Annotated in this window: 9 protein-coding genes; 7 read left to right on the plus strand and 2 right to left on the minus strand. The window is 63.7% G+C overall.

Annotated features, from left to right (window positions below; translation table 11 throughout):
- Nucleotides 1-57 precede the first annotated feature (57 nt).
- The 4 genes from BX591_RS26350 to BX591_RS26365 all read left to right on the plus strand — a co-directional run bounded on the left by BX591_RS26350 (nucleotide 58) and on the right by BX591_RS26365 (nucleotide 6195).
- Complete coding sequence (locus tag BX591_RS26350; protein ID WP_111934257.1) at nucleotides 58-1101, plus strand: TRAP transporter substrate-binding protein; 1044 nt, start codon at nucleotides 58-60, stop codon at nucleotides 1099-1101.
- Between the two features lie 4 nt (nucleotides 1102-1105).
- The gene (locus tag BX591_RS26355) at nucleotides 1106-2965 is read left to right on the plus strand and encodes a TRAP transporter large permease (RefSeq protein WP_111934258.1); all 1860 of its coding nucleotides are present in this window, start codon (nucleotides 1106-1108) and stop codon (nucleotides 2963-2965) included.
- A 173-nt stretch (nucleotides 2966-3138) separates the two neighbouring features.
- Nucleotides 3139-5211, plus strand: coding sequence for a transketolase (gene tkt, locus BX591_RS26360; RefSeq protein WP_111934259.1), 2073 nt, complete (start codon nucleotides 3139-3141; stop codon nucleotides 5209-5211).
- A gap of 18 nt (nucleotides 5212-5229) precedes the next feature.
- Complete coding sequence (locus tag BX591_RS26365; RefSeq protein ID WP_111934313.1) at nucleotides 5230-6195, plus strand: D-2-hydroxyacid dehydrogenase; 966 nt, start codon at nucleotides 5230-5232, stop codon at nucleotides 6193-6195.
- Between the two features lie 90 nt (nucleotides 6196-6285).
- Here BX591_RS26365 and BX591_RS26370 read toward each other — a convergent pair whose 3' ends face one another.
- The gene (locus tag BX591_RS26370; RefSeq protein ID WP_111934314.1) at nucleotides 6286-7062 is read right to left on the minus strand and encodes an SDR family NAD(P)-dependent oxidoreductase; all 777 of its coding nucleotides are present in this window, start codon (nucleotides 7060-7062) and stop codon (nucleotides 6286-6288) included.
- Between BX591_RS26370 and BX591_RS26375 the strand changes: the two genes are divergently transcribed.
- Together BX591_RS26375 and BX591_RS26380 are read left to right on the plus strand one after the other, a co-directional pair.
- Nucleotides 7052-7870 carry a TetR/AcrR family transcriptional regulator gene (locus BX591_RS26375; protein WP_244147018.1) on the plus strand — a complete coding sequence of 273 codons (819 nt, stop codon included), beginning with the start codon at nucleotides 7052-7054 and terminating at the stop codon, nucleotides 7868-7870. The two genes, BX591_RS26370 and BX591_RS26375, sit on opposite strands and share 11 nt — an antisense overlap.
- Before the next feature lie 122 nt (nucleotides 7871-7992).
- Nucleotides 7993-9141 carry a peptidyl-alpha-hydroxyglycine alpha-amidating lyase family protein gene (locus BX591_RS26380; RefSeq protein ID WP_111934261.1) on the plus strand — a complete coding sequence of 383 codons (1149 nt, stop codon included), beginning with the start codon at nucleotides 7993-7995 and terminating at the stop codon, nucleotides 9139-9141.
- 49 nt (nucleotides 9142-9190) lie between these two features.
- Here BX591_RS26380 and BX591_RS26385 read toward each other — a convergent pair whose 3' ends face one another.
- Nucleotides 9191-9937, minus strand: a complete 747-nt coding sequence (locus BX591_RS26385) for an alpha/beta fold hydrolase (RefSeq protein ID WP_244147019.1) — start codon at nucleotides 9935-9937, stop codon at nucleotides 9191-9193.
- Between the two features lie 574 nt (nucleotides 9938-10511).
- On the opposite strand from BX591_RS26385, the gene BX591_RS26390 reads away from it, so the two are divergent.
- Nucleotides 10512-12413: a potassium transporter Kup gene (locus BX591_RS26390; RefSeq protein ID WP_111934263.1), complete on the plus strand. Its 1902-nt coding sequence runs from the start codon at nucleotides 10512-10514 to the stop codon at nucleotides 12411-12413.
- Nucleotides 12414-12433: the final 20 nt, after the last annotated feature.

A 12433-nucleotide genomic window follows, 5' to 3' on the forward strand; every position in this document is an offset into this window, starting at 1 on the left:
GCGCCTCGAAGGCAAAAAACCATAACGACGCGCGATCCGGAATTGGAGGAAGACACCATGACTACCCGTTCGAACGCCCCGCAGGGCATCAGTCGCCGCACCTTTCTGAAGGCCGGCGCGAGCTTGACCGCCGCCGCGCCGTTATGGAGCGTGTCGCGCCGCGCGCTGGCCGCGCCCGAGTTTTCGTACAAGCTCGCCACCGGCCAGGACCCGACCCATCCGGTCAACATCCGCGCGCAGGAAGCGATCAATCACATTCGCGACGCGACCAACGGCCGCCTCGACATCAAGCTGTTTCCGCAGAATCAGCTCGGCTCCGACACCGACCTGCTCTCGCAGGTACGCAACGGCGGCGTGGAGTTTTTCAATCAGGCCTCGTCGATTCTGGCGACGCTCACGCCGGCAGCAGGCATCGTCAATACCGGTTTCGCGTTCAAGGATTACGACGCGGTCTGGAAAGCGATGGACGGCGACCTCGGCAATTACATTCGCGCGCAGATCGCCAAGTCCGGCATCGTGTCGGTCAGCAAGGTGTGGGACAACGGCTTCCGGCAGATCAGTTCCTCCACGCGTGCATTGCGTGCGCCCGCCGATCTGAAGGGCTTCAAGATTCGCGTGCCGCAGGCGCCGATGCTGACCTCGCTGTTCAAGGCGCTCGACGCTGGGCCGGCGCCGATCAACTTCAACGAACTGTATTCGGCGTTGCAGACGGGCGTGGTGGAAGGCCAGGAAAATCCGCTGCCGATCATCGCCACCGCCAAGCTGTACGAAGTGCAGAAGTACATCAGCCTGACCTCGCACGTGTGGGACGGCTACTGGATTCTCGGCAACCGCGCCGCGTGGGAACGTCTGCCGGCCGACATCCGCACAATCGTCACACGCGAGTTCGAGAAAGCCGCGATGCTGCAACGCGCGGATATCGCGAAGCTCAGCAATTCGCTGCGCGACGATCTGAAGTCGAAGGGCATTACCTTCGTCGACGTGGATCGTGAGGCGTTCCGCGCCGCGCTGGCCAAGACCAGCTTCTACCACGACTGGAAGGGCAAATACGGCGACGAAGCCTGGGGCCTGCTGGAGAAGTCCGTCGGAAAACTGGGGTAATGCGATGACCACGATCTTCTATTCGCACGACGCGCAGCATCGTTTCGCCTGCGCGCTCGATTCCGCGCTCGGGCATCTGGTGGAAATTCCCGCCGCGTTGCTGGTGCTGGCGGAAATCGGCGTGCTGCTGGCCGGCGTGACGAGCCGCTACCTGCTGCATGCGCCGCTCGTCTGGTCCGACGAACTCGCGTCGATGCTGTTTCTGTGGCTCGCCATGCTCGGCGCCGTGATCGCGTTGCGGCGCGGCGAACATATGCGGATGACCGCGCTGGTCGGCATGGCGTCGCCGGGCGTGCGGGCATTTCTCGACGTAGTGGCGATCGCGGCGCCGATCGCGTTTCTCGCGATGGTGGTCGGCCCCGCGATCAGCTTCGCGCAGGACGAGTCGTTCATCACCACGCCCGCGCTCGAACTGTCGAATTCGTGGCGCGCGGCCGCGTTGCCGATCGGCTCGGCGCTGATGCTGCTGGTCGCGGTGGTGCGACTCGCGCGCATAGGCCACTGGCGGTTGATTCTGGCCGCACTCGCCACGGTCGGCGCGCTGGTCGGCGTGTTCATTCTGCTCGGACCGATGTTGCGCGACCTCGGCAATCTCAACCTGCTGATTTTTTTCGTCGGGCTGGTCGCGCTTGGGGTGTTGAGCGGTGTGCCGATCGCGTTCTCGTTCGGGCTCGCCACCTTCGGCTACCTCGCGCTCACCACGAATACGCCGATGCCGGTGGTGGTCGGCCGGATGGACGAAGGCATGTCGCATCTGATTCTGCTTTCCGTGCCGCTGTTCGTGTTCCTCGGCCAGTTGATCGAGATGACCGGCATGGCCGCCGCGATGATCGCGTTTCTCGCCAGCCTGCTCGGCCATGTGCGCGGCGGTTTGTCGTATGTGCTGGTCGGCGCGATGTATCTGGTGTCCGGTATCTCGGGTTCGAAAGCCGCCGACATGGCCGCCGTCGCGCCGGTGCTGTTTCCGGAGATGAAAGCGCGCGGCGCGAAACCCGGCGATCTGGTCGCGCTGCTCGCCGCGACCGGCGCGCAGACCGAGACGATTCCACCGAGCCTCGTGCTGATCACCCTTGGGTCGGTGACGGGCATCTCGATCTCGGCACTCTTCACGGGCGGCATGCTGCCTGGCATCGTGCTCGCCTTCACGTTGTGCATCGTCGTGCAGTGGCGCTATCGGCGCGAGGATATGTCGAATGTGAAGCGCGCGACGCGCGGCGAGATTCTGCGCAAGCTCGTGATCGCGTTTCCGGCGCTGGCGTTGCCGTTCGTGATTCGCGCGGCCGTTGTCGAAGGCATTGCGACGGCGACCGAAGTGTCCACTATCGGCATTGCGTACGCGGTGCTGGCGGGCCTGCTGATCTATCGCCGCTTCGAGTGGCGACGGCTCAAGCCGATGCTGATCGATACGGCGTCGCTGTCCGGCGCGATCCTGCTGATCATCGGCGCGGCCACCGCGATGGCATGGGCGCTGACCCAGTCCGGCTTCTCGGGCCAGCTCGCGCAAACCCTCGGTGCGTTGCCGGGCGGCGCGGCGATGTTCATGGCGGCGTCGATCTGCGTGTTCGTGATTCTCGGCAGCGTGCTCGAAGGGATTCCGGCCATCGTGCTGTTCGGCCCGCTGATGTTCCCGATCGCGCGCGCCATGCACATTCACGACGTGCACTACGCCATGGTCGTGATCCTGTCGATGGGCGTGGGCCTGTTCGCGCCGCCGTTCGGTGTGGGTTATTACTCGGCGTGCGCCGTGAGCCGCATTCATCCCGATGAAGGCATGAAGCCGATTCTGGGTTATATCGCCGCGTTGATGGTCGGGCTGATCGTGGTGGCCGCCGTGCCGTGGATTTCGACCGGGTTCCTGCATTGAGTCGCTGACGCGCGAGGTTGCGCTGCGCTGGCCGCTGGCCGGTCCTGCGCATAACGCAACGTGGCCTCGCGCAAGATCGCCACACCTGCTTCGCCGCCGAATCATTCCGTTTGTTCCACTCTGTCGGATTGCCGCCGCCCGCTTCGCGGGCTGGCGTAGAGGAGCCTGTTGCCATGTCCACCACCGAAGCCCAGCCTGCTGTGCTTAATGCTTCGCCCGCTGCCATTGCGCCTGCGGCCTCTTCAGCGCCTGCGGCTTCGCCGCTTGCGCAAACGACGCCCGCGCCGCCGCTCGCCGATGCCATCCGCTTCCTCTCCATCGACGCGATCCTGCGCGCCGGCGAGGGCCATCAAGGCGTGCCGCTCGGCATGGCCGAAATCGCCACCGCGCTATTTACCCGACACCTCAAGTTCAATCCGGCCGATCCCACCTGGCCCGATCGCGACCGCTTCGTGCTGTCGAACGGACACGGCTCGCTGCTGCTTTACGCGTTGCTCTATCTGACCGGCTATAGCGCGATTAGCCTCGCGCAACTCCAATCGTTCCGCGAACTCGGCTCGCATTGCGCGGGCCACCCGGAGTACGAACCGGCGCACGGCATCGAGGCCACCACCGGCCCGCTCGGTCAGGGCATCGCCAACGCGTTCGGCATGGCGATCGCCGAAGCGTATCTCGCGGCGAAGTTCGGCAGCGATCTGGTCGATCACTACACGTACGCGTTTGTCGGCGACGGCTGTTTGCAGGAAGGCATCGGTCAGGAAATGATTTCGCTGGCGGGGCATCTGCAATTGGGCAAACTGATTCTCTGCTGGGACGACAACCAGATTACCGACGACGGCAGCACCTCGCTGTCGATCAGCGAAGACGTCTGCGCGCGTTTTCGGGTCGGCGGCTGGCAGGTGATCGAAGTGGACGGGCACGATCTGGAAGCGGTCTCGGCGGCGTTGACGATTGCGCGTGCGGACCCGCGGCCTTCGGTGATCGCGTGCAAGACCGTGATCGGCCGCGGCATTGCGCGCTTGCAAGGGCAGCGCGGCGGCCACAGCGGCAAGCTGTTCCAGGCCGACGCCGACGCGGCACGCGAGCAACTCGGCTGGCCGCACGCGCCGTTCGACGTACCCACGGAGATTCTGAGCGCATGGCGCGCGGCCGGTCAGCGCAGCGATGCGCAGCATCGCGCATGGCAGGCGCGGGTTGCCGCATTGCCGGATGCGCAGCGCGCCGAATTCAAGCGGGTGCAGTGTGGCCATTTACCGCCAGACTGGCGCGAGGTGCTCGACGACTATCGCCGGCGCGCCGTGGAGCGCGACGAAGCGCAGCCCGGCATCGCAGTATCGGGCGAAATTAGCGACCTGCTCGCGCCGTTGCTGCCGGAACGTATGGTCGGCTGCGCCGATCTCGAAGCGCCCACCGGACACAAACGCCAGTTGCACGCGTTCACCGCCGCGGACCGCAGCGGCGCCTATGTTCACTGCGGTGTGCGCGAACATCTGATGGGCGCGATGGCCAACGGCATGGCCGCGCACGGCGGCGTGATCGCGACCAGCGTGACCTATCTGGCGTTCTCCGACTATCAGCGGTCGGCCATGCGGATGGCCGCGTTAATGGCGTTGCCGGTGCATTTCGTGTTCAGCCACGACTCGATCGGCGTCGGCAAAAACGGGCCGACGCATCAGCCCGTCGAAATCCTCGCATCGCTGCGCGCGATGCCGAACATGCGCGTGCTGCGTCCCGCCGACGCCGTGGAAGCCGCCGAATGCTGGGCGCTCGCACTGGAACACCGGCATGGTCCGAGCACCCTGGTGTTTGCACGCCAGACGCTGCCGCTGGTGCGCCGCGAACACAGCGCCGAATCGCTGTCGAAGCGCGGTGCTTACGTGCTGGCCGAGGCGGACGGCGCACCGCGCGCCGTCACGCTGCTCGCCACGGGTTCCGAAGTGGCACTGGCGTTGCAGGCACGCCGCCGCTTGCAGGACGAAGGCATTGCGACAGCGGTGGTGTCCATGCCCTGCTGGGAGATCTTCGACGAACAGGACGACGCCTACCGTTCAGCCGTGCTCGGGGCCGGCACGGTGCGCGTGGGCGTCGAAGCGGCGTTGCGTTTCGGCTGGGATCGCTATCTCGGCGAGCGTGGCGGCTTCGTCGGCATGACGGGGTTCGGCGCGTCGGCGTCGGCGGAAACGCTGTATGAACACTTCGGCATCACGGCGGAATGTATCGTCGCTGAAGCGAAGCGGCACCTGTAAATCATCGGGGACATGACCATGCATAAGATCGTTTTTCTCGACCGCGCCACATTAGCGCCGCAAATCGTGTTGCGCGAGCCGCGCTTCGATCATCAACTGATCGAGCACGATCGCACCACGCCGGATCAGGTGCTCAAGCGCCTGGCCGGGGCATCGATTGCGATTACCAACAAGGTCGCGCTGACCGAAGACCTGCTCGCGCAGTTGCCCGATCTGAAGCTCGTCGCGGTTGCCGCGACCGGCACCGACTGCGTCGATAAAGCGGCGTGCGAACGCCTCGGCATTGCGGTCAGCAATATTCGCGGCTATGCGATCAACACGGTGCCTGAGCATACCTTCGCGTTGATCCTCGCGCTCAGGCGCAATCTGATCGCCTACCGCGATGACGTGCTCGCCGGCGAGTGGCAGAAGTCCGGGCAATTCTGTTTCTTCACGCACGCGATTCACGATCTTGCCGGCGCGAAACTCGGCATCATCGGCGAAGGGGTGTTGGGGCAGCGCGTCGCGGAAATTGGCAAGGCTTTCGGCATGCAGCCGATGTTCGCCGCGCACAAGGGCCGCGACGGACTCGGCCCGCTGTACACACCATGGGACGAAGTACTGGCGACCAGCGACATCATCACCGTGCACAGTCCGCTCACGCCGCACACTCGCAACATGCTAGCCATGCCCGAGTTTCGCGCCATGCAACGGCGGCCGCTGCTGATCAATACGGCGCGCGGCGGACTGGTCGATGAACACGCGCTCGTGCAGGCGCTCGACGAAGGGCTGATCAGCGGCGCGGGATTCGATGTGACGGCAGGCGAACCGCCGTCCGAGGACAACCCGCTGTTGCGCGCCGCCGCTCGGCCGAACGTGATTCTGACGCCACATGTGGCGTGGGCGTCGGATGAGGCACAGCAGGGGCTGGCGGATCAGTTGATGGATAACATCGAGAACTTTGTCGATGGGCGGCCGAGCAACCTGGTGCGCGGCACTTATTGAACGAGGACGAAGACGGAGGCGGTGCGTCGCCCCCACCCTGAGTTCCTGATCCGATCACAGCGTGGCGAGACGGCCCCCCCTAGCCGCGCATCAGCCCTGCCGGAACAGCGCCGAGCCCCACGGTGCGCCGGTCGTGCCACCATCCACGACGATCTCCGCGCCGGTCATTCCCGAAGCGTCGTTCGACGCGAGGAACAGCACGGCCGCCGCGACTTCTTCCGGCGTGGCCAGGCGGCCAAACGGAATGCGCGGTGCGAGCGCTTCTTCAGTAGCGTCGAGCGTGGCGCCCTCACGCGCGCCACGCGTCCAGATCGGCGTGCGCGTGCCGCCCGGAATCACGGTATTCACGCGAATGCCGCGTTGCACCAGTTCGGTCGCGAAAACTTTCGCCATGGCCGTAATGCCCGCCTTGGTGGCGGAATAAGCTGCCGAACCCGGCGAGCCGAGTTCGCGCATCACCGAGCCGTTCAGGACGATCGCGCCGCCGGCGCTCATCAGCGGCAGTGCGGCCTGCACCGTCAGAAAGACCGCGGTCAGGTTGGTGCGCAGAATCGCCTCGAACGCAGCGGCCGATGTGCCGCCGAGCGGCGTCGGCCCCGAGATGCCGGCGTTCGCGAAGACGATGTCGAGCGAACCGAACGCGCCGCCGATCCGTTCGAATAGCGTGCCGATGGCCGCTTCGTCGTCGAGATTGGCCTGCACGCCTAGAGCGTTTTCGCCTAGTTCCGCGACCGCCTGATCCAGCTTCGCGCGATCGCGGCCGGTGATCACCACACGTGCGCCTTCGGCAATCATCAGCTTGGCCGTGACGAAACCAATCCCGCTATTGCCACCCGTGATTAACGCTGTCTTTCCAGTGAAACGCATCATCTTTCTCCTTCAAGGCGCCGCCGGCCCAGCCAAAGCGATGGCTGCGCGACACCCGAAAACGGTTAAGCGGCCGCCCACACCGCCACATAAATCAGACATCCCGGCGATGTCCCATTCGGCCATTCTGCATGTTGATCGTCATGCACATTTTCAGTATTATGTTCATCATGCAGATTGTCAAGATGCGGTGAACGAAATGGGCTACTCGCAGGCACAGAAGGCGGAAAGCCGCCAGCGCGTGCTGGAAACAGCGTCGCGGCAAATTCGTGAAGAGGGGATCGGCGCGCTCGGCGTGGCGGATTGCATGCGGCGCGCCGGGCTCACGCATGGCGCGTTCTACGGGCATTTTTCTTCGCGCGACGCGTTGATCGTCGAGGCGCTGGAATATGCCGTCACTCAGAGCCGGCAACGCATCGCGGCACTGAACACGGCTTCGGGTAAAGGCGGGGCCAAGGCGAAAGAGCCCTTGCAAGCCATGGCGGAGTTGTTTCTCAGCGATCGCCACGTCAAGGATCCCGGCAACGGTTGTGCGTTGTGTTCGCTGGCGGGCGAAGCTCGGCATGCGAGTCCGGAAGTGAGAGACCGCTTGACCCAGTACGTCCACTCGCTAACGTCGCAAATTGCCAGGACGCTGGCCGGTCCCAGCGAGAGCATGGCGCTCGGCATCGTCGCGACGATTGTCGGGGCGGTCACGCTGGCGCGTGCGGTCGACGAAGACAAACTCGCGAAAGCGATTCTGGCTTCGTCGCTGGCGTTGATCGTCGCGCAGAACAAGGACGCGCGGCAAGCGGGGACCTTGGCGTAAAGACGCCTTAGCCATTAAGCGCTTTGTGAACTAGGATTGCTTCTGTACGTTCGGCACGTGACGCGTGCCCGATACAACTATCGCGCATGGCACCAGGTAAGCGTGCCCACCGGAGACAGAAGATGAACGAACAATACGGGTCGTTGTGCCCTTGCTGCGGCAGCGCGGAACATCGCGCAATCAGTCGCCGTACGTTCCTGAACCTGATCGCCGGCACCGCTGCCGGTCTCGCCCTACCATCCGCCTTCGCGGACGCTCAAGCCGCGCCCTCGATTCCTTACGACTCGATTGCCAATCCCGTTCATTTGCCTAAAGACACGTATTTCGGCGAATGCTCCGGCGTCGCGCTCAATTCGCACGGACACATCTTCGTGCTGTCGCGCGGCAACACCAACGGACCGGCCTATGGCGCGGCCGCGGCGCAATTGCTGGAGTTCGCGCCCGACGGCCGTTTCATTCGCGAGATCGGCCGCAATCTGTACGCGTGGTCGTTCGCGCATACGGTCAAGATCGACCGCCAGGACAACATCTGGGTGACGGACAAAGGCTCCGACATGGTGATCAAATTCACCCCGGACGGCCGCGTCGCGATGGTATTCGGCCGCAAGCAGGAAGCCGCCGACGAAGACACCGCGCCGCTCAAGCACCCCAACCCGCCGCTGCCCGCCGAAGACGGACGGTTCCGCCAGGTGACCGATGTTGCGTGGGACGTGGCGGGCAATACGTACATCAGCGACGGCTACATCAACTCGCGCGTCGCCAAGGTGGATCGCGACGGCAACTGGCTCAAGTCGTGGGGCGAGCGCGGCACCGGTCCGGGACAGTTTCATACGCCGCACAGCATCGCGCTCGACGCGCACGACAACATCTACGTCGCCGATCGCAGCAACCGCCGCATTCAGGTGTTCGATACCGAAGGCACGTTCCTGCGGCAATTCACGATCGACGTGCCGGTGCCGCCGGGCGCGCGACCGGCGATCGGCAACATGCCGGACGAAGCGACCCTCGCCGCCGGCACGTTCGCGCCGGGCGCACCGTGGGCTATTTGCATTTCGCCGGGACCGAATCAGGTGCTGTATAGCGCCGACGGTTATCCGGGCCGTATCTACAAGATGACGCTCGACGGCAAGGTGCTCGGCGTGCTCGGTCAATCCGGCAAACAGTTGAAGCAATTCGGCTGGATTCACCAGATGGCGTGCCCGTCGGAGAACGTGCTGTTCGTGGCTGAATTGCTGAACTGGCGGGTGCAGAAGCTGGTGCTGCATGCGTAAATGCAGGCAGCGATGCAGCCGTGAATTTCGCTCACGGCTGCATCGCCGCTTAACCGGCGTGCTCGCGCAGGAAGCTTTCGATCACCGTCGCGAAGTACGGCGGACACTCCTGCATCGGATAGTGGCCACAGTTCGGAATGACCAGCAACCTCGCATCGGGATGCCATGCAAGGAACGTCTGCTGCATCGCGTCTTCGCCGAGTCCAGGATCCTTGTCGCCGACGATGATCAGATACGGCGTGTCGAGTCCGCGAACGTCATCGACAAAGTCCGTTCCAGTCAACATGGTCAGGTAGCCGGACCGGCATGCTGCAGCAACCCTTTCCCGGTTCTGCCGTAACTTCATCTCGGCCCAGCCGTCGGACAGCCCACCGGTCACGAACCTGATCAGTCGGCGGAACGCGTCGTCGTTCTCCGTGGTGCTCGCGAAGAATGCCAGCGCCTCGTCGTTCAAACGATTTCCGGCCGCCGAAACAGGGCAGACGGCAATAGCACTCTTGATACGGGTTGGCGCATCGGCGGCGATTCGCTGCGTTGCCATGCCGGTCATCGAATGGCCGAGCAGATGAAAGCGCTGCCATCCCAGGCTGTCGACCAATGCGAGGCAGTCGTCCGCGATCTCCCGAATGCTGTATTGGCCGGTCAACTGGATAGAGCATCCATAGCCGCGCAGATCGGCAAACACATAGGTGAACGCGGCGCCGTCCAGATAAGGAATCACGGCTTCGTAGTTCGTATGGTCGCCAAGCCAGTCATGTAAGACCAGCACACACTCGGGACCCGTGCCGTGACGCACGTAACCGAGGCCTGAGGTTGCATTTTCGTCGGTGGAGATAAAGCGGTTCATTTCAACACGTTCCTTTTTGGGAGTTGGAAAACCAAAAAGAAACGCCCTCCCGGCGGACCGGGAGGGCGTTTGAAATTACCTCGATCATATTGACCTGATGGGCGAGTGTCAATGCGCAATCAACGGCGCCGGTATTTTTCACGCACCGCTATTCATAACGAATCCGCGCCGACCAATCGGTACCAAGAAAGCAGCGCGCCGGGTGCAGGCATCGCGATGTTTACTGAAAGGAAGCCACGGTAGGATTCGGGCTGGCACGTGTCGCGACGCGACGCGTCAATCAGGCTTCGCCGAAGACATCGAGGATTCACATGGGCACTTATATCCTGCTGGGCGGTGGGTTCGGACTCGCACTACTCATCGCGATCTGGGGAATCTGGCGGCTGAGGTAGCGTAGCCCACACAGACCGCCCCGAGCCTGGCCTATCCTTTGTATCAGCTCGCAAGTTGCATCGACCGGCATTGATTGCTTGTCCCGCCACGCTGACACGCTTGCCGCCTTTACTCCGCTTACGACAGACCTATGTCCTCCTCCGCGACTTCCTCACCCAACGCCACCGTCAAGGCGGCCGCACCAAGCCTCGTACTGGGCGCCATCGGCGTGGTGTTCGGCGATATCGGCACCAGCCCGCTCTACACGCTTCGCGAATGCCTGAAGGCAGCCGGCGGCATCACCCAGACGAACGTGTTCGGCATCGTGTCGCTGATTCTCTGGGCGATCATCGTCGTGGTGACGTTCAAATATGTCACTTTCGTGATGCGTGCCGATAACGACGGCGAAGGCGGCATACTCGCGCTCACCGCGCTCGCTTCGCGCGTGGCGCCCGAACGGTTGAAGCAGGTGCTGTTGACCCTCGGCGTGTTCGGCGCGGCGATGTTCTATGGCGATTCGATGATCACGCCGGCCATTTCCGTGATCTCCGCGGTGGAAGGCGTGACGCTGGTCGATCCGCACCTCACCGAGTGGATCGTGCCGATCTCGCTCGTCATTCTCACGGGCCTCTTCAAGATTCAGAAACGCGGCACCGGCACGGTCGGCAAAGTGTTCGGGCCGATCATGATCGTCTGGTTCGTCACGCTGGCCGCGCTCGGCCTGTCGCATATCATCCCGCACATCGGCATTGTGCGAGCCGTGTCGCCGACCTATGCGTTCGCGTTCGTGACGCACGCCCCCGGCACCGCGTTCATCGTGCTGGGGTCCGTGTTTCTCGCGTTGACCGGCGGTGAAGCGCTTTACGCGGACATGGGCCACTTCGGCAAGCGGCCGATCAACCTCGCCTGGCTGCTTCTCGTGCTGCCGAGCCTCGTGCTGAATTACTTCGGCCAGGCCGCGCTGGTGCTCGATAAACCGTCGACGATCTCGCAACCGTTCTTTCAGTCGGCACCGGGTTGGGCGCTGGTGCCGCTGGTGGTGCTGGCCACGGCGGCCACCATCATCGCGTCGCAGGCGGTGATTTCCGGCGCATTCTCGATGACCAAGCAGGCCGTTCAGCTCGGCTTCCTGCCGCGCATTCCGGTGGTTCACACGTCGTCGCACGAAATCGGCCAGGTGTACGTGCCGTTCATCAACATTTCACTTTACGCGGCGGTGGTGTTCCTCGTCGTGTTCTTCAAATCGTCGGATAACCTCGCGGCGGCGTACGGAATCGCCGTAGCGTCGACCATGCTGTTGACGACCCTGCTGATGTATTTCATTACCCACGACCTGTGGAAATGGAGCCCGCTGAAAACGGCCGTGGTTATCGTGCCGCTCGCGCTGGTCGACGCCGTGTTCGTGTCGAGTAACGTCAGCAAGGTCATGGAAGGCGGCTGGTTCCCGTTATTGGCGGGCGGCGTGCTGTTCACCGTGATGACCACCTGGCACAAAGGGCGCGAGACCCTGATGGAGCGGATGAGAAGCGACAACCTGCCGCTCGCCGGCCTGATTCATTCGCTGTGCGACGGCGGCCATGCGCCGCCGCGCACCAACGGCACCGCGGTGTTTCCCGGCGGCGTGGCCGGCATGGCGCCCAGCGCGTTTCTGCACAACCTGAAACACAACGGCGTCATGCATCAGTTCAACATCTTCATGGCCGGAACGACCGACAACGTGCCGCACGTGCCGGACGAACAGAAAGCGGTGGTTGAAGATCTGGGGCACGGCTGCTACTCGGTCGTCGTCCGTCATGGCTTCACCGAGATCCCCAACGTGCCGCGGATTCTGGAGATCGCGCAGAAACAGATTCCGGACTGGCACTACGAGCCCGCCGACACGTCGTTCTTCCTCGCACGCGATACGGTGCTGGCGACCGGCGAAAGCAAGGCCATGTCGTTGTGGCGCGAAAAGCTGTTTGCGTTCCTCGCGAGGAACGGGGCGCAGGCGGCCGAGTACTACAGCCTGCCCGCGAATCGCGTCGTGGAAATGGGCGGTCAGATCAATATCTGACGGTTGGACGGCGCGGCGCC

Source organism: Paraburkholderia bryophila (genome assembly GCF_003269035.1).
GTDB classification, from domain to species: domain Bacteria; phylum Pseudomonadota; class Gammaproteobacteria; order Burkholderiales; family Burkholderiaceae; genus Paraburkholderia; species Paraburkholderia bryophila.